Here is a 19,017-nt window from a genome sequence, read left to right on the forward strand (position 1 = left end):
CCAACCCGCGGATCCCTGCGGAACCATACGAACCGCCCCCGGTCGCAGCGGCGACCGGGGGCGGTTCTACTCTTGTGCGAGCAAGCGGACAACCAGCACGAATCAGGAATCCCCTGCGGGAGTGAACAGATGGATCACAGCGGGCACGGCATGACCATGGATCTGCCGCCGTTCACGCTGGGGCGGGGCCTCGAGTTCTCTCCTGACCCTTTCTTCCTCGTCGGCTGCCTCCTCGCCCTCGGGTTCTACGGCTGGGGCGTCGCACGCCTGCGCCGGCGCGGCGACAGCTGGCCGGTGAGCCGCACGGTCTGGTTCACCGTCGGTGTGCTGAGCATCGCGCTGATGATGTGCACCAGACTGAACGACTACGGCATGGTCATGTTCAGCGTGCACATGGTGCAGCACATGGTGATCAGCATGCTCTCGCCGATCGTGCTGCTGCTGGGTGCGCCGATCACTCTCGCGCTGCGCGCGCTGCCTGTCGCGGGCCGGGGCCGCAAGGGGCCGCGCGAGGTGCTGCTGATGCTGCTGCACAGCTTCTACATCCGGATCGTCACGCATCCGGCTTTCACGATCCCGCTGTTCATCGCCAGCCTGTACGGGCTGTACTTCACGCCGCTGTTCGACTTCCTCATGGAGTCGAAGACCGGTCATGTCGCGATGATGGTGCACTTCCTGGCGGTCGGCCTGGTGTTCTTCTGGCCGATCATGGGCGTGGATCCGGGGCCGCACCGGCCCGGTTATGTGATGCGGATGCTGGAGCTGTTCGCCGGCATGCCGTTCCACGCGTTCTTCGGCATCGCCCTGATGATGGCGACCGAGCCGATGATCGGGGCGTACCGGAATCCGCCGGCCTCCCTCGGCATCGACGCGCTCTCCGACCAGAACGCGGCGGGCGGCATCGCCTGGGCGTTCAGCGAGATCCCGTCCGTGCTGGTGCTGATCGCGCTCGTGTTCCAGTGGTACCGCTCCGACCAGCGCCTGGCCAAGCGCAGGGACCGGGCGGCAGACCGGGACGGCGACAAGGAGCTCGAGGCGTACAACGCGTATCTCGCCTCGCTCCAGGCGCGCAGCAGGTAGCCGGCGGCCGGTGCTCACCGGGCGGTAGCGGAGGGCCCTCCTCAGGAGCGACGATTGTCCTCGACGGTCCCCGCCGTCGAAGGAGGGCACAGATGTCCGGTTCGACGAAGACGATGGGCGTACTGACCGTCGGGGCCCTGGTGGTCGTGACGGCGTACACGGCGGCACTCGGCAGCAACGGCTGGCTGTGGTTCGGCTGGGTGGTGCTCGGGATGGTGACGATCGGCCTGATCGCCTCCAAGAGCACCTGATCCTTTCCCGCCTGATCCGTTCAGAAGCGGAAGACCGCGCCGGTGGTCCTGGCGAGTTCGCAGGCGTTGGCGAAGGTCTTGTGCCAGGCGGTGGGGCGGCCGCGCCAGGCGCCGGTGGCGCTGACGGTGACCGGGTCGTACTGCTTGGTGCACGGATGCGGGTCCCCGGTCAGCCGGTCGAGGTCGCCGCGCGCAGCGTCCAGTGCGGCGCAGGCGGCCCTCGCCTCGGGGTGCGGTCCGGCGGGCACGGGGCTGCAGTGCAGCAGCACGCCTCGGATCCAGGTGTTCTCCGCGCCCGACACGGTCAGGAAGAGGCCACGGGACGGGTCCGGTCTCCCGGCCCGTTCCGCCGCCTCGGCCACGGGCCGGTCGGGTTCGGACGGGCCGGGTGACGCGGCGGCGGGCACGGCAGCGGAGACGGCGAGCAGGGCGGCTGCGGCAAGGGTGGCGCTGCGGTGCATGGGGCGCTCCTGACGGGATGGGCCGACGTGGCCGGCTCGGGCGGGGCGAGGCATAGAGCACTCCGCGAGTGCGGCGCGGCGCAAGGCGCCGCGCCGCACAGTGGTGCGTACGGGGCGCCGGATTGCTCCGTACGGCGTCGCGCTCGTCCCGCCCGGGCGGGACGACATCCCGGGGTTCGTCAAGGCGCTGCAAGGAGCGCTATGCGCCGGTCAGGCGCCGTATCGCGGAGACGCGGGCGCGCACCTCGGGACAGGACCGGCCTTCCCCCGAGGGCCGGCTCTCCCCCGCCGCGCCGCTTCGGCGGTCACGGCGCCGTAGCGCCCGCGGCCGCCTCGCCGCCGCCGAGCGCGGGCAGCGCCTGGACGGGGAGAAGCTGCGGGCGTTTGGCCGTGCGGCCGTCTCCGGAGGAGCGGCCGCGCAGGCGCCTGCCGAGCCACGGACCGAGGAACGAACCGGCCCAGCGCAGCTCGTCGGCCGTCGCACGCCACCCGGTGGGAACGGGTGTTGCCGGAGGCGGAAGCGGATCCGTCCATGCAGTGCTGCTGCCGGGCAGTCGGAGAGCGTCGGCCACGGCGGCGGCGATCCGTTCGTGGCCGAGCGGGCTTGCGTGCAGCCGGTCCGGGCTCCACAGGCGGAAATCGGTGACCACCTCATGAACGGATGCCTCCGCCACGGCCACCTGGTGCCGGCGTGCCGCCTCCCGGATGCGGTGGTTGAGGGCGCCGACGCGCGGGCCGATCGGGCGGGCGAGCGAGGTGATCCGCGTGACATCGGGGAAGGTGACGGTCGCCACGCGGGCGCCCTGAGCCGTGAGCGCGGCGAACATCGCCTCGAGATGCCCGGCGACCTCGTCTGCGTCGAACCGGGGGCGCAGCAGGTCGTTGACCCCCGCGGCGACGGTGGCAACGTCGGGGCGCAGGGCGAGCGCGGCGTCGAGCTGTTCCTCGCGGACCTGGCCCGCGAGGCGGCCGCGTACGGCGAGATTCGCGTACCGTACGCCGGGGTTGTGCGCGGCCAGTTGTTCGGCGAGCCGGTCGGCCCAGCCCCGCAGCCCCACGGTGTCGTCGCCGTCGCCGAGTCCCTCGGTCTGGCTGTCCCCGAGCGCGACGTAGCGCTGGTACTCACCGTTGTGCATGAGCCTGCCGCCTTTCCCGCATGATCGCCGCGCTGCGCTCGCACCAGTCCCGGTTGCCCTGCTCGAAGGCAAGGCCGCGCAGGCAGGTCAGATAGGGCCCGACCCGCTTGCCGTGACGCAGGAACTCCTCCTCGCTGCGGTCCCCTCGGATCTTCTGGAGCAGACCGCTGAACAGCTCGACCTTGGCCGCGGCGAACGCGGCTCGATCCGTCAGCTGCGCGATGAGGTCCTCGGTGCCGATGCGGTCGGAGGCCTGGACCTTGACGAGCAGGTCGTCACGGATGAAGGAGGGCTTGGCCGAGGCGGCCGCGAATCGCTCCAGCTCGGCGAGACCCGCCTGCGTCACCTTGAACAGACGCTTGTTGGGCCGGGTCTCCTGCACCACTTCCCGGCCGCTGACCAGCCCGTCCGCTTCCAGCCTGGCCAGCTCGCCGTACAGCTGCTGGGGCAGAGCGTGCCAGAAGTTGGCCACGCTCATGTCGAACGCCTTGGCCAGCTGGTAGCCGCTCAACTCTTCGTCCAGCAGGACCGCGAGGACCGCGTGACGCAAGGCCATCGGAATGCTCCTTCTCGCTCTCTGTCCCCGGTGCGTCCGCTCATGATACTCAAGAAAGTGACTAATCAGATTCAGGATTACCGAGGAGAAGCCATGGCAACAGCAGACCTCTTCCGCGCCGCCGTCAAGGACCGCGATCTCACGAGCCTGGGCAAACTCTTCACGCAGGACGTCCGCCTCTACAGCCCCGTGAAGTTCACCCCCTTCGAGGGCAGGCCCATGGTGCTCGGGCTCTTCGGAGTCCTGCTGCGCACGTTCGAGGACTTCCGCTACGTCGGACAGCTCGACGGGACGACCGAGACGAGCGCCGACGGCGGCGAGACACCGTCGGCGATCCTGATCTTCCGGGCCACGGTCGACGGGAAGCAGATCCACGGCATCGATCTGCTGCAGTTCGACGAGGAGGACAGGATCAAGGAGTTCACGGTGATGGTGCGTCCGCAGTCCGCGGTGCAGGCTCTGGGCGAGGCGGTCCTCGCCGGCCTGGTCGCCGACGGCCTGGCGCCGGCCCCCGCCGGTCCCAGCGCGTCCTGACCCGCGGGGTTTGCCCCGGTGCCGTACGGGCAACCGGCCCCTACCGGGGCATCACACCCGCACCACCGGGGCACTCTCCCGGACCCGGAACCGCAGGAGGACGTCATGCCGGAGCACGACAGCCACCGCATACACGCGGAACACGACCGGGACAAGGCGGAGCAGCTCTTCCAGCAGGCCCGCCGCGCCGAGGACCCGGAGCAGGCCGAACGCCTCCGCTACCGCGCCGAGCGTCTGCGGTCGCGCAGCGAGGCGGAGCTGCGCCGGGAGGCCGACGCGCTGTACGACGACCGGGACGAGGAGGGCCCGCAATAGCCCCGAGGGCATCGGGGCGGCCCTCAGGGGCGGCCCTCACATGTGCCGGTTGGCGTAGTGGCTCTCGATGAGCATGATGTAGTCGGCGTCGTCCTCGTGCCTGCCGCTCTCGAAGGCCGGTGAGTCCTTGACCTCGGCCTTCGTGGCCGCCACATGCACGGTCTCGTTCGCGGTGTCGATGCGTGAGACGAGCCCCGCGGGCAGCAACACCCGCCTGCCGAGGATCCACGGCCCCGTGTCGACGACCAGGTACGACCGGCCGACCTCGTCGGTGTGCTTGTCGACCTTGCCGATCGACCCGTCGGTCGCCTCGACCGAGTACCCGACGAGCTGTGCCCCCGGCACATACTGCGCCGTCTCCGGGTACCCCCACATGTCGCCTGCCATGGTCCCTCCTCACCTGCGGCTACGGCCCCGTCCGCCGTCGCGGGTACCCTGGCGCCGCGCCTTCACACGGCTTTGGCAGCCCATGATCCGGGGTCGTCGTCAGGGCTGCGTCGCCGAGGCAAGGTGCGCGAAGACCACCACGTTCTCCTCGTAGTCCTTCGCCTTCCTGTCGTACTCCCCTCCGCAGGTGATCAGCCGCAGCTGCGGGTCGGGAGTGTCCGCGTAGACCTTGTCGTCGGGGAAGTCGGACTTGCTGAAGTTGTCGACTTCGTCGACCTCGAACGTGGCGACGGAGCGGTCCTTGCGGACGACGTCCACCCGGCTCCCCTTCTTGAGCTCGCTCAGCTGCGCGAACACAGCGGGGCCTGTCTTGGTGTCGACATGTCCGGCGATGATCGCGGTCCCCTTCTCGCCCGGCGTCACGCCTTCCTGGAACCAGCCGACCAGGTTGCTGTCGTCGGGTGGCGGCGGGTCGAGCCGGCCGGAGGCGCCGATGGACAGGGGGGTGAAAGGCGCGTCGACCGCGATCTGCTGGATCTTCAGCCGCGTCGGCTCGGAGCGCGCGAGTCCCTTGCGGGAGACGTCGCCCGGCACGGTGGCCGTCGACGACGGAGCTGTCAGGGCGGGCGGGGCGGCGGGTTTGCCGTCCGCGACGGGGTCGACGGCGTTGTAGATCAGTAGGAGGCCCAGTCCGACCGATGCCGCGGGCCAGAGGAGGGCGCGCCCGAGCGAAGGCCGGGCGGGCTGCTCGTTCGTATCCTTCGACTGCTGCACGGCCATGGGACGTACACCCTTTCGCTGCTGATGTCGTGTGAGCTCGCCGCCGCCCGCGCCGTCCGTCAGGGCACCGGCTTCCGCGGGCTCGCAGTGGCGACGTGAAAACCATCGGCACGTTCGCGGGCCCCCACCACCGCAGAGGGCGGCATCCGAGCGATCGGGTAGGCCCGACGGGTGACTGCCGGTGCGGGATTCACCCGGCCGGACCGCGCAGTGCGCGGAAGTGGTGTCGGATCCGTCGTCCACGGCCGCGGCGGCCTCAGGGCGTACGGCTGCCGAGGGCGTCGACGGCCGTGATCACCCGGTCCCAGAACCTTTCGGCGTCGAGTTCCACCGCCACCCGTGCGTTCACGGGCGGTCCAGGTACTGGTGCAGGTCGGTCACGGTCGCCCCACGCGTGTACTGGCCGTGCAGTTCGACCACCACGTTCGCCTCGACGCACCGCACGATCTCCGGGTCGATGACGCGCGCCACGGCGACGGGGTCGTGCAGCGGAGGCGCGGCGAATCCCCACAGCCGGCGGTAGGTCGACGCGAAGTACGTGATCAGTTCCGCGCAGATACGGGACAGCCGGGTGTCGAGTCGCTCGAGACGGGCCAGCACCTCGGGTGTGACGAGCGCCTGGTGGGTGACGTTGAGCCCGCACATGGTGACGGGGAGCCCGCTGGTGAAGACGGTGTGCGCCGCCTCGGGGTCGACGTGGATGTTGAACTCGGCGGCGGGAGTCCTGTTGCCGCGGCCGGTGGAGCCGCCCATGAGCACGATCTCCCGGATTCGCTCGGCGCTGTCGGGGTGACGCGTCAGCAACAGCGCCACGTTGGTCAGCGGACCGGTGGGGACGAGCGTGACCGGTTCCGGATGCTCCGTCAGGACCCTGTGCATGAGGTCGACCGCGTGCTCGGGCACCACGTCGACCGTCGGCTCCCCGAAGGCGGGCCCGTCGAGTCCGGACTCGCCGTGGACGTCGTCCGCGACGAGCAGCGGCTGGACGAGTGGCCGGGCGCAGCCGGCGGCGACGGGGACGCCGGTGATCCCGGCGACGGTGCAGACCCGGCGGGCGTTCAGTGTCGTCTTGTCGACTGTCTGGTTTCCGGCGACGGTGGTGATCGCCAGCAGGTCGACCGCGGGGTCGCCCGCTGCGAGGACGAGGGCGAGGGCATCGTCATGGCCGGGGTCGCAGTCGATGATGACGGGGACGGGCACGTCACCCCGCCTTGATCATGTCGGCGCACTTCTCACCGATCATCATGGTGGTGATGCACGGGTTGACCGTCGTGAGGAACGGCATCACGGACGCGTCGGCCACCCGCAGCCCCCGTACGCCCTTGACCCGCAGTCGGGCGTCGAGCGGTGAGTCCGCGTCGGAGTCGGGGCCCATGCGGACCGTCCCGGCCGGATGATAGACGGTGTTGTGCGTCTCGCGGATGTAGGCGAGGAGCTCCTCGTCGCTCCGGGCCCCCGGCCCGGGTGCCAGTTCCGCACCGGCCCAGTCCGCCATCGGAGCCTGCGCGACGATCTCGCGGGCCAGCCTCAGCCCGTGGGTCATGACCCGGATGTCGTGCCCGTCCGTGAAGTAGCGGGGGTCCACCTTCGGCTTGTCCCGGAAGTCACGGGTCCGCAGGCGCACCGTGCCCCGCGAACGGGCGCGGGTCACGTTCGGGGTGAGGCAGAAGGCGTTGTCCGACGTGGGATAGCCGCGGCGGTAGGTGTTCATGTCGAAGGGCATGGAGCCGTAGTGGAACATCAGGTCGGGCCGGTCCAGGCCCGGTTCCGTGTCGGCGAAGATGCCGATCCCCCACCACTGCGTGGACGAACTCACCATCGGCTGCTTCGCCTCCCACATGATCACCCCCTCCGGATGGTCCTGGAGGTGGGATCCGACACCGGGGGCGTCGACACGGACGTCCACCCCGACGTCCCGCAGATGCCCGGCGGGACCGATGCCGGACAGCATCAGCAGCTTCGGCGAGTCGACGGCCCCGCAGGAGACGATCACCTCGCGCCGGGCGGCGACCGCGCCGCTGTGGATCGTGTCCGGCCGCCGGAACTCCACACCGCTACAGCGCCCGTCGCCGTCGAACAGCAGCCGCCTGGCCTGCAGTCCGGTCATCACTTCCAGGTTCGGCCGCTTGCCGAGAATCGGATGCAGGTACGAGACCGAGGACGACGCCCGGGTGCCGTCGGGGAAGGCGTTGATCTGGAACCAGTGGGCGCCTCGCACCACCGTGGTACCGGTGTTGAACGGCGTCTTCGGAATCCCCGCGGCCACGCACGCCGACAGCAGGGCACGGCCGCAAGGGTCGTCGGGCGGCACGGTCCGCAGATGCACCGGCCCTGAGCGGCCGTGGTGGTCGCCCGGGGCCTCGTTGGTCTCCAGCCGCCGGTAGAGCGGGAAGCAGTCCGCGGCGCTCCAGCCCGCGCAGCCCGTCGCAGCCCACTCGTCCAGGTCCTCCGCGGGCGCCCAGAAGGCGATGCAGGAGTTGTGGGACGAGCAGCCACCGAGCACCTTGGCCCGTGCGTGGCGCATGAAGCTGTTGCCGTTCTCCTGCGGCTCTACGGGGTAGTCCCAGTCGTAGCCGGACTCCAGGAGGGCCATCCACCGATCGAGCCGGAGCACGTTGTCGTCGCCGACGTCGGAGGGGCCCGCCTCCACCACGCAGACGCTGACGTCCGGGTCCTCGGTGAGCCGGGCCGCGACGACGGCACCTGTCGTACCGCCACCGACCACGACGTAGTCGAACTCCGGCAGTGGGCTGTCCACGGTCATGGCTTCTCCAGGGCGTCGGGCGGACGGGGGACGGGGCATCAGGGAGTGGCGGGGTCGCCGGTCTCCGCGGCCTGTGCGGCATGTTCCGCGCTGTCGTCGATGCTCATGCGAACCACTTCTGGGGCGTCGGTGAGAGGTTGTGCCAGATGTGCTTGGCCTCCTGGTACTCGGCCAGTCCGGCCGGCCCGAGTTCGCGTCCGAAGCCGGACTGCTTCATGCCGCCCCACTCCGCCTGCGGCACGTAGGGGTGGAAGTCGTTGATCCACACCGTGCCGGCGCGTACCCGGGAGGCCACCCGGTGCGCCTTGCCGGTGTCCCTTGTCCACACCGCTCCGGACAGCCCGTAGACCGTGTCGTTCGCGAGGGCCACCGCCTCCCGCTCGTCGCGGAAGCGCTCCACGGTGAGCACCGGGCCGAACGACTCGTCGCGTACGACTGACATCTGTGTGTCGCACTCGTCGAGCACCGTCGGCAGGTAGTAGAAGCCGTCCCTGAGCTCCGGGTTCCCGGGCCGTGCGCCGCCGCAGCGCAGCACCGCTCCCTCAGCGAGTCCGGCGGCGACGTACGCCTCGATCTTGTCGCGGTGGGCGGCGGAGATCAGGGGACCTGAGCGGGCGTTCTCGTCGAACGGGCCGCCCAGCACGATGGCCTGCGCCTGCTCGACGACCTCCGCGACGAACGCGTCGTGCAGTTCGTCCTGGACCAGAAGCCGCGCGCCGGCGGAGCAGACCTGGCCGGAGTGGAGGAACACCGCCGTCAGGGCGTAGTCGACGGCGGCATCGAAGTCGGCGTCGGCGAAGACGATGTTGGGGTTCTTGCCGCCGAGTTCCAGGGCGACCTTCTTCACGGTCGGGGCGGCGGCAGCCATGATGCGGCGGCCGGTGGCCAGCCCACCGGTGAAGGACACCAGGTCGACCCGCGGGTCCTCGGTGAGCGGCGCTCCGGCGACGGCACCCGCGCCGAGCACGAGGTTGGCCGCCCCCTCGGGGAGTCCGGCCTCGGTGAGCAGCCGCATCAGCATGATGGCGGTGTGGGGGGTCAGTTCGCTGGGCTTGAGGACGAAGGTGTTCCCGGCACCGAGAGCGGGCGCCACCTTCCATGCTGTCTGCAGCAGCGGATAGTTCCAGGGTGTGATGAGCGTGCAGACGCCGACCGGTTCGTGGACGACCCTGCTGTCCACTCCGGGGTCACCGGTGTCGACGACGCGGTTGCCGCCGCCCGCCGCCACGAGGTTGCCGAAGTAACGGAAGCAGTTGGCGATGTCGTCCATGTCGTACTCGCTCTCGACCAGCCGTTTGCCGGTGTCGAGGGATTCGGCGCGGGCGAAGGCGGCCTTCTCGCGCTGCAGCAGGCCGGCGACGCGCAGCAGCAGCGCGCCGCGTTCGGCGGCGGGCGTGTTCGGCCAGGGTCCGCTGTCGAAGGCCTCGCGCGCGGCGGCGACCGCCGCTGCCGCGTCCCGGGGGCCGGCCTCGTCGACCGTCGCCACCAGCGTGCCGTCGGCCGGGCAGCGGATCTCGCGACTGCCTCCCTCTGCTGCGGCGGTCCAGGCGCCGCCGATGAACAGCTCCGGCATGGGGACCTCCGGGGGTCGAGTGGGCGACGGGAGTCCGAGGGCTCTCGGCCGACGCTCGCACTGCTGCGCGCTTGCTGGCGGCACGGGTCGCTGTGGACGCGCTCGGTATCGACAGTCTCGGTACCGACAGTAGAGAGACCCGCCGCATCTCGCAGCGGGAGAGAGACGCCGCCGTGTGCTCTTCCCATGGCAGAGCCGCCGTCCGAGCCCCGCAGGTCGGCTATGCGTTCGTCGGCAGGGGCTGTTCCGTCCAGATCGTCTTTCCCGACTGCGTGTAGCGCGTGCCCCATCTCTGGACGAGCTGGGCGACGATGAACAGGCCGCGGCCTCCCTCGTCGTCCGCCGCGCTGTGACGGAGGTGCGGCGAGGTGTGACCGGTGTCCGAGACTTCGCACAGCAGACGGCGGTCGCGGATGAGACGCAGGCCCAGCGGACCGCCGGCGTGTTTGACTGCGTTGGTCACCAGCTCACTGACGATGAGCTGGACGGAGAAGGAGAGTTCCTCGAAGCCCCATTCGACCACCTGGTGGGCGGCCAGCTCCCGCGCCCGGCCCACGGTGGCCGGCTCCGCGGGGAGCTCCCATTCGGCGATCCGCCCGGCCTCCAGTTCCCGGGTGCGGACCAGCAGCAGTGCGGTGTCGTCCGCTGTCGTGCCCCGGGAGCGGAGGTCGGCCACCACCCGGTCGCACAGATCTTCCAGAGGCGCCGTGCGGTCGCTGAGCACCTTTTCCAGGCGCCGGATTCCATGCTCGATGTCATGGTCCCGGGATTCCACCAGGCCGTCGGTGAACAGTGCCAGCAGGCTGCCCACCGGCAGCTCGAACTCGGCGCTCTCGAAGGGCAGGCCGCCGAGACCCAGCGGAGGACCTGCCGGCAGCTCGATGTGTTCGACGCGGCCGTCCGGGTCGACGATCACCGGCGGCAGGTGTCCGGCCCGGCCCATCACGCAACGCCGCGACACCGGGTCGTAGACCGCGTACAGGCAGGTGGCGCCGGTGGCCACGTCGTCGCGGGACAAGGCGGCGTCCGGCGCGCCGCCCGGCGCTTCCGCGTCCTCGCCCGACTGGCCCACCAGGTCGTCGAGCCGCTTCAGCAGCTCGTCGGGGGCGAGGTCCAGCTGCGCGAGGGCGCTGAACGTCGTGCGCAGCCGCCCCATGGTGGCCGCCGCGTGCAGGCCGTGGCCGACGACGTCGCCCACGACCAGCCCGACCCGGGTGCCCGACAGCGGAACGACGTCGAACCAGTCACCGCCGACTCCTGTCACATCGTCGGTGGGGAGATAGCGGTGGGCCACATCGACCGCCGAATAGCGGGGCACATGGCGGGGCAGCAGCTGCTGCTGCAGGGTGAGCGCGGCAGTCCGTTCCCGGGTGAAGCGACGAGCGTTGTCGATGCTCACCGCCGCGCGGGCCACCAGTTCGTCCGCCAGCGCCACCTCGCCGTTGTCGAAGGCCACCGCCCTGTCGGCGCGTACGAAGGTGATGAGCCCGAGGAGGCTGCCCCCCGCCCGGAGCGGCACCACCAGCGTGTCACCGTCGAGCACCAGGCCCCCGGAGGACAGGACGCGGTGCTGCGGCGTTCCCGGCGGGTGGACCACGGCGACCGGCCGGGCCACGCCCGGGCCGCCGCGCTCCTCCGAGGGGGCCGGACGGGAGGCAAGGCGTATCAGCGACGCCCTCGTCGCGCCGCCTGGCGGCGGTAGCTCCCCTTCCAGTACCGCCTCGACGAGGTCGACGGTGGCGCTGTCCGCGAAGTCCGGGACGGCCACTTCGGCGATCTCCTCGGCCGTCCGCACCACGTCCAGAGCGCTGCCGACGCTGCGGCCGGCCTTGACGAGCAGGTCCAGCCGGCGCTGCGCCTCGTAGCGGTCGGTGATGTCGAACGCGTCCTCGCAGATGCCCAGGACGTTCCCGTCCTCGTCCGTGAGGCGGTAGTAGGAGCACGACCACAGGTGGTCCCTGCCGGGGTCGCTGGGCGGCTCGCCACGGAAGTGGAGGTCGAGGATCGGCTCGCCGGTGTCCAGTACGTGGTGCATGACCGCGTCGAGCGTCTCCGGGTACCCCTTCGTCACGAACCTGCCCGTGGCGTACAGCTCGTCGGCCCGCTTGCCCAGGTACGTCTCGAGCGGTCGCCCGATCTCACGCTCGTAGGCGCTGTTGCTCCACGTCAGGCGGAGGTCGGTGCCGTAGATGGCCAAACCGATGGGTGACTGGGTGGCGAGCCCCTGCAGCATGGCCAGCCGGGCTTCCCACTGCCGCATGACCGGCAGCTCCGCCACGGCGATCACCTGCGCCCCGGTGCCGGGCCCGGCCAGCGGGCACCTGGCGGTGGCGACCTGGATCCGGCGGCCGTCGCGGTGGACGGCCAGCCGGGCCTCGCTCCGCCGTGTGCCGTCGGCCCGCGCGGCCGCACCGGTCCCGTCCGATCCGGGGGGCGCGGGAAGCGACAGGAAGGTGTCCACGGGCCGGCCGATGATCTCGCGCGGGGTGTAGCCGAGGAGCGTTTCGGCATCAGTGCTCCAGCCGACCACGGTGTTCTGGGCGTCGAGGACCGCGATGGCCGCCCTCGTCACATTGAGGGGGCTGCGGTAGTCGGCGCTCCCGGCCGTGTTCGGCGAGCTCATGGCACCACCGGCCTGGTTCATCAGTTACAGGGTCCGCCCGGGCAGTCCTCGGCACAATCGCGGGGGGTCCCTTCATTGGTGCAACCGTCGGCGAGGGCGTTGTCGGCTTCCTGCGGTCCGGCGTGCCACGGTACGGGGCGTGGCGGTTTCGGCCCGGAGGGGCCGGGCAACCGAGTCGGTGAGCGTCGACGAACGACGAGAGGACCGAGATGAGCGCCGGAGAAAAGGCCAAGGCCAAGGCCGAGCAGGTCGTCGGGAAGGCCGTGCGCAAGGCGGCCCACGCGGTCGGCAAGGAGACGACGGCCGCGAAGGGCGCCGCCCTGGAGACGCGCGGCAAGGCCCGCGAGGCCAAAGAGAAGACGAAGGACGGCTTCAAGCACTGACCGCGCCCCGCGGGGGCGCACAGGGGCGGGGTCCGGGACGCCGGGCCCCCGCCCCCGTTTTTGTGCCGCTTTTGTGCCACTGCTGCGCCCCGTGTTCTGTCTCTCTGCGCCGCGCAGGGCCCCGAGGAGGAGCGGGGTGTCGCCTCGCCCCTGAACGCCCAGCACCGGCACCGCCGGTGCTCGCGGGGTGCAGGGACGGCGATCGTGATGGTGAGAGGGGGCGCCGCCTTCTGCCGCAACGGGACGACTGCCGCCGCACACGGCGGCGTCACGCCCTGCGGCGCCTGCACGCCGGCGGGCGTCCCGGAGCCTTAGTGGCCCGTCGCCGACCGCGCCCGAGGGCCCGTGAAACTGCGGCATCGCCCGGCCCCTCCCCCAGGCGTAGGCTGATGAGAACGCCCTGTCGGATCCTGAGCCAGCGTGCAGAGGGCGACATGACCGACCCCTTCGGCTTCCTCAAGACTCCCCGTCAGCCCGTGCCCGCGCGTCCGACCGAGGAACGGCTCGGCGACTGGCACGAGGTGTACGCGGGGCAGACCCTGCTGCCGGTCGTCTCCCGGCAGGCAGGGCGCTGCATGGATTGCGGCATCCCCTTCTGCCACGACGGCTGCCCGCTCGGCAATCTCATACCCGAGTGGAATGTGTACGCCGCGCACGGTGACTGGTCCGCTGCCGCCGAACGGCTGCACGCCACGAACAACTTTCCCGAGTTCACCGGCCGGCTGTGCCCGGCGCCGTGCGAGGACGCGTGCGTTCTCTCGATCAACGCGGAGCCGGTGACGATCAAGAACGTCGAGCAGGCCATCGCCGACCAGGCGTGGGAACAGGGCTACGTGTCTCCGCTCCCGCCTCAGCGGATCAGCGGCAAGACGGTCGCCGTCGTGGGCTCAGGACCGGCGGGCCTGGCCGCGGCGCAACAGCTCACCCGTGCCGGTCACACCGTCGCGGTCTACGAACGCGCCGACCGGGTCGGCGGTCTGCTCCGCTACGGCATCCCCGCGTTCAAGATGGAGAAGCGGTACCTGGACCGGCGCATCGAGCAGATGCAGGAGGAGGGCACGATCTTCCGCTGCGGGATCGACGTGGGCCGCGATCTCGACGTGGCCGAACTGAAGAACCGCCACGACGCGGTGGTCGTCGCCGTCGGAGCGACATTGGCTCGTGAACTCCCGGTCTCTGGACGGGAGTTGGCTGGCATCATCCAGGCCATGGACTACCTGACGGGGTCGAACCGGGTCTCGGAGGGCGACTACGCCCAGCCTCCCGTCTCCGCCGGGGGCCGACACGTGGTGATCATCGGTGGCGGCGACACCGGCTCCGACTGCCTCGGCACCGCGCTGCGCCAGGGCGCGGCTTCGGTGGTGCAGCTGGACATCAATCCCGAGCCGGCGGCCGCCCGGCCGGACAGCGAGCCGTGGCCCGTCTACCCCAAGGTCTACCGGATCTCCCATGCCCACGAGGAGGCCCGCGGACGGGACGGTGCGGATCCGAGGACGTTCTCCACGGCCACCGTGCGCTTCGAAGGCGACGCGAACGGCCGCGTCTGCGCGTTGTGTCTGACGGAGGTCGAACCGTCGGCCAGACGTCCGCGGGCGGGCACCCAGCGGGTTCTGCCCGCGGATCTGGTGCTGCTCGCCCTGGGCTTCCAGGGCCCCGAACGCGACACCGGCCTGGTCAGGCAGCTCGGACTCACCCTCGACGCCCGCGGCAACTTCGCGCGGGACGCCGCGTTCGCGGCACAGGCGGGAGAGCGGCACGAAGGGACGGCCCAGCCGGCTGCCCGCAGCGTGGCGGACGGCGTCTTCGTCGCGGGCGACGCGGGACGTGGCCAGTCCCTGGTGGTGTGGGCCCTTGCGGAGGGCCGGTCCGCCGCAGCGGCGACGGACCGCTATCTGACCGGCTTCACCGAGCTCCCCTCCCCCATAGCGGCCACGGACAAGCCCCTCAGGCCGTGACGCAGCGGCAGTCCTGCCCGCCGGTGTCATGTGGCCACTCCGGGCCCGAGGAGCGACATGGGTGCCGCCGCCATCGGCGCCGGCATCGAAGTGGCCGTCGAACAGGCGACCCACCACGCCCCCATCTCCACCTTTGCGGCGTCCTTGGCCGTCACCGTGCCCACCGCGCTCTTCATGGTGACGGTGTGGCTGGTCCACGCACGCCACTTCAAGAAGGGCACCGCCCTGAACCTCGTCCTGCCCGTCTGTGCGGTGCTGGTACTGGCCGCCGGCTTCGCCGGACACGGCGCCCTGCCACTGGCCGGGCTCGTCCCCGCGTGTGCCGTCGCCGTCGGCGTCTGCCTGGCGGCCGCGGGCCCGCGCAGTGTGACGTGACGAGCCGTCGCCCCTTCACACCGCGCGGGCGGCACGCTCGTTCAGCCCTGCTCCCGCTCCACCGGCAGCCACAGCCCGGCCTCGGCTTCGGTCCCGTCCGGTGACAGGCGGGTGCGCAGGCTCTCGGGGCCCGGGCGGCTGCGGTACGGATTGGCCGGGAACCACTCCGTGAACACGTCCCGCCGTGCCCGATCAGGTCGGGTACGGGCGCCCCGGGTGTGCCGCTCCGCCGCGTCGGCACGTGACGGTCTGTCAAAAATGTCCGCGAGGGGTCAGCATGAGTGCGATCGCACCGATCGCATCCGACAAAAACCGGCCGCGGACTCCGCGGACGTGGATCGACCGAGCCCGTCATTGCATACTGTGACCTCGCAGAACGCGGCTCCAGAGCCGACCGGGCAGAGTTGGGAGAGACACCGTGTTCTACTACGTGCTCAAGTACGTCCTCATCGGGCCGCTGTTGCGCTTGCTCTTCCGGCCCCGGATCGAAGGACTGGAGCACATCCCCGCCGAGGGCGCGGCGATCGTCGCGGGCAATCACCTGTCGTTCTCCGACCACTTCCTGATGCCGGCGATCCTCAAGCGGCGTATCACGTTCCTGGCCAAGGCCGAGTACTTCACCGGCCCCGGCCTCAAGGGTCGGCTGACGGCCGCGTTCTTCCGCAGTGCCGGGCAGATTCCGGTGGACCGCTCCGGCAAGGAGGCCGGCAAGGCCGCCATCAGGGAGGGCCTCGGGGTCTTGGAGAAGGGCGAGTTGCTGGGGATCTACCCGGAGGGCACCCGGTCGCACGACGGCCGGCTCTACAAAGGCAAGGTCGGGGTCGCGGTGATGGCGCTGCGGGCCGGGGTGCCCGTCGTGCCGTGTGCGATGGTGGGGACGTTCGAGATCCAGCCGCCCGGTCAGGTCATCCCGAAGATCAAGCGGGTCACGGTCCGGTTCGGGGAGCCCTTGGACTTCTCCCGGTACGCGGGCTTGGAGAACGAGAAGGCCGCGATCCGCGCGATCACCGACGAGATCATGTACGCGATCCTGGAGCTCTCCGGCCAGGAGTACGTCGACCGATACGCCGCCGAGGTCAAGGCCGAGGAGCAGGAGCAGCAGAAGCAGGAACTGCGCGGCAGGCAGCCGAAGAAGTTCCCCGGGATCAGCGGCTGAGGCGCGAATCTGCGGTCGGCGAATTCTCCTGGGCACCGCCGGACGGGCCACCTAACGTGCCCGCATGACTCGTCGGAGAAATGACACTCGTACGGCCAGGGGAAGCGCCTTTGTGCTCGGCGCGACAGGACAGGTGGGACGAGCGGCGGTCAGCGCCCTCGTGGCAGACGGCTGGGAGGTGCGGGCGGCCTCACGAGGCGGTGTGCGGGACGCGCACTGGCCCGGCGAGGTACGCACGGTACAGGTCGACCGCGAGGACGACGCCGCACTCGCCGCGGCGGTCGGCGACGGTTGTGACGTCCTTGTCGACATGGTCGCCTTCCACGCCGGCCACGCACGCCAGTTGAGGGCGCTGGCGGACCGGGTCGGTTCGGCCGTCGTCATCTCCAGCGGGGCGGTCTACGAGGACGACCGCGGCCGCAGTTTCGACACCCAGGACCTGCCGGACGGCTTTCCGTGCCATCCGGTGCCGGTCCCCGAGGCCCAGTCCACGGTGGCGCCCGGCGACTCGACGTACGGCACCAGGAAGGTGGCGCTGGAGCGCGAACTCCTCGCGGCCGGTGACGTGCTGCCGGTGACCCTGCTGAGGGCGGGCGCGATCCACGGCCCGCACTGCCGCACCCCGCGTGAGCTGTACTTCGTCAAGCGGGCGCTGGACGGCCGGCCGGTGCGTGTGCTGGCCTACGGCGGCCTCAGCAGGTTCCATCCTGTCCACGCGTCCAATGCGGCCGAGCTCATCCGGCTGGCGGCGCTGCAGCCGGGCTCCCGCGTGTTCAACGCGGGCGACCCCGAAGCGCCGACGGTCGCCGCGATCGGCGACGCGATCGACGAGGTGCTCGGCCACCGGTCAGAGACCGTCCTGATCGACGGACCGCCCCCGTCGCACTCGGTCGGGGAGACGCCGTGGTCCGGAGCGCATCCGGTGGTGTACGACATGAGCTCCGCGGAGCGCGAGCTGGGGTACAGGGCGGTCACCACGTACGAGGAGTCGCTTCCGGCGACGGTGGAGTGGCTTTCGGAGCAGTTGCACGGCCGTGAGTGGACGGAAGCGTTCCCGGAAATGGCGAAGAACTACGGTCAGGACGCCCTGTTCAACTACGCGGACGAGGACGCCTGGCTGAAGCAGCACGGGTCCGGCGGCTGACCGCCCGCTCGGGGAGGGGGCGGCCGTGCCACTGGCCGCCCCTCCCCCGTTCGCCGCTGAGCAGGCAGGCACGACGAACCGGTGCGGTGGATCCGCTCAGCGGTGCAGCTTGGCGAGCAGGTCGTGTTGGGCTTCGTCGAGTACGCGCCGCAGGGCGAGGGCGTCCGCCGCCACCGCGGTCACCAGAGCGGCGGGGCCGGCGAGCGGAGTGAGCGCCGCGGTGGCGCCCAGCGGTCGTGGTTCGGCCGGCTGATCTTCGTACACGGGGTCCACGACGAGGAGTTGGCCCACGGCCCGGTGGCCACCGAGCACGGCCGGGCCGTCCCATCCTCCCGGGGCTCCGGGGCCGCAGGCGAGTTCGGTGTCCAGCAGAGGGCGGCCCGCGCGGTGGACGGTGAGGCGCGTGATGAGGGTTCCCGGCTCCTCCCCGTGACGGCCGAGGACCTGCTCCTCGCGCAGCACGAGCCGCGCGGTCGCGGCAAGCCGGACACGGGTGTGCATGCCGAGGTCGCTGCCGCGGACAGCGATCAACTGCTGGGGCAGCCAGTGCAGTTCGGCATCATCGCCCACGCTCAGGTTGACGTCGAAACGTGCGTGCTCCCCCGCCGGTCCGGGCAGGGCGATCGTGGCGGCTGCGGCATCGACGGTGAGCCGCGCGCCGTCACGTACGTCTGCGTCGACGGCGAGCCGGTCGCCGCCGAGCGGCGCGCTCATCGCCCCGACGACGGTGACCCGCTGGTGCGGTCCTGTGGAGCGGGTACGGCGCAGCGCCAGCGGTCCGTCGCCCATGAGGACGGGCAGGCCGGTGCGCTCGGCGACGATACGCGCCGTGGCGTGGACGGTCATCCGGTGCTCAGGCGGTCCAGTCGGCGAGCCGTGCCCGCACCCAGTCGGCGACGGGCGCGATGCCGTCGTCCTCGCGCAACGATGTGAAGGCGACGGGCAGTTCCCCTCGCTGCGCCTTTGCGTCGCCGGCCATACGGGCGAGGTCGGAGCCGACGTACGGCGCGAGGTCGGTCTTGTTCACGACGAGCAGGTCGGCGGTGGTGACGCCGGGGCCGCCCTTGCGGGGGATGTCGTCGCCGCCCGCCACGTCGATGACGAAGATCTGCGCGTCGACGAGGCCTTTGGAGAAGGTGGCGGTGAGGTTGTCACCGCCGGATTCGACGAGGATCAGGTCGAGCGGGCCGACGCCGTCCTCCAGGTCCTCGACGGCCTCGAGGTTGGCGGAGATGTCGTCGCGGATGGCGGTGTGCGGGCAGGCGCCGGTCTCGACGGCCTGGATGCGCTCGGGCGGCAGCACGGCATTGCGCAGCAGGAACTCTGCGTCCTCGCGGGTGTAGATGTCGTTGGTGACGACCGCGATGGAGTGCTTGTCGCGCAGCGCGGCGCACAGGGCGGCGACAGTGGCGGTCTTGCCGGACCCGACGGGTCCGCCGAGCCCGATCCGCAGGGCACGCCGGGTGCCGTCGGGACGCGCGGCATCGGCACCGACGGCGGCGGGGGCGTCGTGATGGCTGTGGTCGAGATGCATGCGGGTGCGG

Annotated in this window: 20 protein-coding genes and 1 pseudogene; 9 read left to right on the top strand and 12 right to left on the bottom strand. The window is 71.1% G+C overall.

Annotation, left to right across the window (positions count from 1 at the left end; translation table 11 throughout):
* The first annotated feature begins 129 nt into the window (after positions 1-129).
* Positions 130-1,080: a cytochrome c oxidase assembly protein gene (locus ACZ4SA_RS18195; RefSeq protein ID WP_468275367.1), complete on the top strand. Its 951-nt coding sequence runs from the start codon at positions 130-132 to the stop codon at positions 1,078-1,080.
* Between the two features lie 92 nt (positions 1,081-1,172).
* Positions 1,173-1,331, top strand: coding sequence for a hypothetical protein (locus tag ACZ4SA_RS18200; RefSeq protein ID WP_468275369.1), 159 nt, complete (start codon positions 1,173-1,175; stop codon positions 1,329-1,331).
* A gap of 20 nt (positions 1,332-1,351) precedes the next feature.
* Here the strand turns inward: ACZ4SA_RS18200 and ACZ4SA_RS18205 are convergent, their stop codons facing one another.
* The 3 genes from ACZ4SA_RS18205 to ACZ4SA_RS18215 form a co-directional block, all read right to left on the bottom strand.
* A complete protein-coding gene (locus tag ACZ4SA_RS18205) occupies positions 1,352-1,792 on the bottom strand; it encodes an SSI family serine proteinase inhibitor (RefSeq protein ID WP_468275370.1) in 441 nt (146 codons plus the stop codon).
* Positions 1,793-2,097: 305 nt separating this feature from the next.
* Positions 2,098-2,928 carry an SGNH/GDSL hydrolase family protein gene (locus ACZ4SA_RS18210; protein WP_468275373.1) on the bottom strand — a complete coding sequence of 277 codons (831 nt, stop codon included), beginning with the start codon at positions 2,926-2,928 and terminating at the stop codon, positions 2,098-2,100.
* Positions 2,915-3,484 (bottom strand): PadR family transcriptional regulator, encoded by a 570-nt coding sequence (locus tag ACZ4SA_RS18215; RefSeq protein WP_468275376.1) that lies wholly within the window; start codon positions 3,482-3,484, stop codon positions 2,915-2,917. Before ACZ4SA_RS18215 ends, ACZ4SA_RS18210 begins: the two co-directional genes overlap by 14 nt.
* 93 nt (positions 3,485-3,577) lie before the next feature.
* Between ACZ4SA_RS18215 and ACZ4SA_RS18220 the strand changes: the two genes are divergently transcribed.
* Both ACZ4SA_RS18220 and ACZ4SA_RS18225 read left to right on the top strand, forming a co-directional pair.
* Complete coding sequence (locus tag ACZ4SA_RS18220; RefSeq protein WP_468275378.1) at positions 3,578-4,018, top strand: nuclear transport factor 2-like protein; 441 nt, start codon at positions 3,578-3,580, stop codon at positions 4,016-4,018.
* Between the two features lie 105 nt (positions 4,019-4,123).
* Positions 4,124-4,333: a DUF6381 family protein gene (locus tag ACZ4SA_RS18225; protein ID WP_468275380.1), complete on the top strand. Its 210-nt coding sequence runs from the start codon at positions 4,124-4,126 to the stop codon at positions 4,331-4,333.
* Between the two features lie 36 nt (positions 4,334-4,369).
* On the opposite strand, the gene ACZ4SA_RS18230 is transcribed toward ACZ4SA_RS18225, so the two are convergent.
* The 6 genes from ACZ4SA_RS18230 to ACZ4SA_RS18255 all read right to left on the bottom strand — a co-directional run bounded on the left by ACZ4SA_RS18230 (position 4,370) and on the right by ACZ4SA_RS18255 (position 12,460).
* Complete coding sequence (locus ACZ4SA_RS18230; protein ID WP_468275383.1) at positions 4,370-4,720, bottom strand: PRC-barrel domain containing protein; 351 nt, start codon at positions 4,718-4,720, stop codon at positions 4,370-4,372.
* A 99-nt stretch (positions 4,721-4,819) separates the two neighbouring features.
* Positions 4,820-5,500, bottom strand: a complete 681-nt coding sequence (locus ACZ4SA_RS18235) for a class F sortase (protein ID WP_468275385.1) — start codon at positions 5,498-5,500, stop codon at positions 4,820-4,822.
* Positions 5,501-5,845: 345 nt separating this feature from the next.
* A complete protein-coding gene (locus tag ACZ4SA_RS18240) occupies positions 5,846-6,700 on the bottom strand; it encodes a nucleoside hydrolase (RefSeq protein WP_468275387.1) in 855 nt (284 codons plus the stop codon).
* A 1-nt stretch (position 6,701) separates the two neighbouring features.
* A complete protein-coding gene (locus ACZ4SA_RS18245; RefSeq protein WP_468275389.1) occupies positions 6,702-8,264 on the bottom strand; it encodes a GMC family oxidoreductase in 1,563 nt (520 codons plus the stop codon).
* A gap of 103 nt (positions 8,265-8,367) precedes the next feature.
* Entirely contained in the window at positions 8,368-9,837 is a 1,470-nt protein-coding gene (locus ACZ4SA_RS18250; protein ID WP_468275392.1) for an aldehyde dehydrogenase family protein, read from the bottom strand.
* Positions 9,838-10,057: 220 nt separating this feature from the next.
* Positions 10,058-12,460 (bottom strand): SpoIIE family protein phosphatase, encoded by a 2,403-nt coding sequence (locus tag ACZ4SA_RS18255; protein WP_468275473.1) that lies wholly within the window; start codon positions 12,458-12,460, stop codon positions 10,058-10,060.
* A 209-nt stretch (positions 12,461-12,669) separates the two neighbouring features.
* Between ACZ4SA_RS18255 and ACZ4SA_RS18260 the strand changes: the two genes are divergently transcribed.
* The 3 genes from ACZ4SA_RS18260 (at position 12,670) to ACZ4SA_RS18270 (ending at position 15,173) form a co-directional block, all read left to right on the top strand.
* Complete coding sequence (locus ACZ4SA_RS18260) at positions 12,670-12,843, top strand: hypothetical protein (protein WP_356634944.1); 174 nt, start codon at positions 12,670-12,672, stop codon at positions 12,841-12,843.
* Between the two features lie 434 nt (positions 12,844-13,277).
* The gene (locus ACZ4SA_RS18265) at positions 13,278-14,798 is read left to right on the top strand and encodes a glutamate synthase subunit beta (RefSeq protein ID WP_468275395.1); all 1,521 of its coding nucleotides are present in this window, start codon (positions 13,278-13,280) and stop codon (positions 14,796-14,798) included.
* Positions 14,799-14,855: 57 nt separating this feature from the next.
* Positions 14,856-15,173 carry a low temperature requirement protein A gene (locus ACZ4SA_RS18270; RefSeq protein WP_468275398.1) on the top strand — a complete coding sequence of 106 codons (318 nt, stop codon included), beginning with the start codon at positions 14,856-14,858 and terminating at the stop codon, positions 15,171-15,173.
* Positions 15,174-15,214: 41 nt separating this feature from the next.
* Here ACZ4SA_RS18270 and ACZ4SA_RS18275 read toward each other — a convergent pair.
* A pseudogene (locus tag ACZ4SA_RS18275) lies at positions 15,215-15,355 on the bottom strand (AraC family transcriptional regulator); the annotation flags it as partial.
* A gap of 236 nt (positions 15,356-15,591) precedes the next feature.
* Here ACZ4SA_RS18275 and ACZ4SA_RS18280 point away from each other — a divergent pair.
* Both ACZ4SA_RS18280 and ACZ4SA_RS18285 read left to right on the top strand, forming a co-directional pair.
* The gene (locus ACZ4SA_RS18280) at positions 15,592-16,329 is read left to right on the top strand and encodes a lysophospholipid acyltransferase family protein (RefSeq protein ID WP_468275400.1); all 738 of its coding nucleotides are present in this window, start codon (positions 15,592-15,594) and stop codon (positions 16,327-16,329) included.
* A 112-nt stretch (positions 16,330-16,441) separates the two neighbouring features.
* Entirely contained in the window at positions 16,442-17,473 is a 1,032-nt protein-coding gene (locus ACZ4SA_RS18285) for an NAD-dependent epimerase/dehydratase family protein (RefSeq protein ID WP_468275475.1), read from the top strand.
* 96 nt (positions 17,474-17,569) lie between these two features.
* Here the strand turns inward: ACZ4SA_RS18285 and ACZ4SA_RS18290 are convergent, their stop codons facing one another.
* Positions 17,570-18,319: an urease accessory protein UreD gene (locus ACZ4SA_RS18290; protein WP_468275402.1), complete on the bottom strand. Its 750-nt coding sequence runs from the start codon at positions 18,317-18,319 to the stop codon at positions 17,570-17,572.
* 7 nt (positions 18,320-18,326) lie between these two features.
* Positions 18,327-19,007 (bottom strand): urease accessory protein UreG, encoded by a 681-nt coding sequence (gene ureG, locus ACZ4SA_RS18295; protein WP_468275405.1) that lies wholly within the window; start codon positions 19,005-19,007, stop codon positions 18,327-18,329.
* Between the last annotated feature and the right edge of the window lie 10 nt (positions 19,008-19,017).

The organism is Streptomyces sp. NPDC027962, from assembly GCF_055566095.1.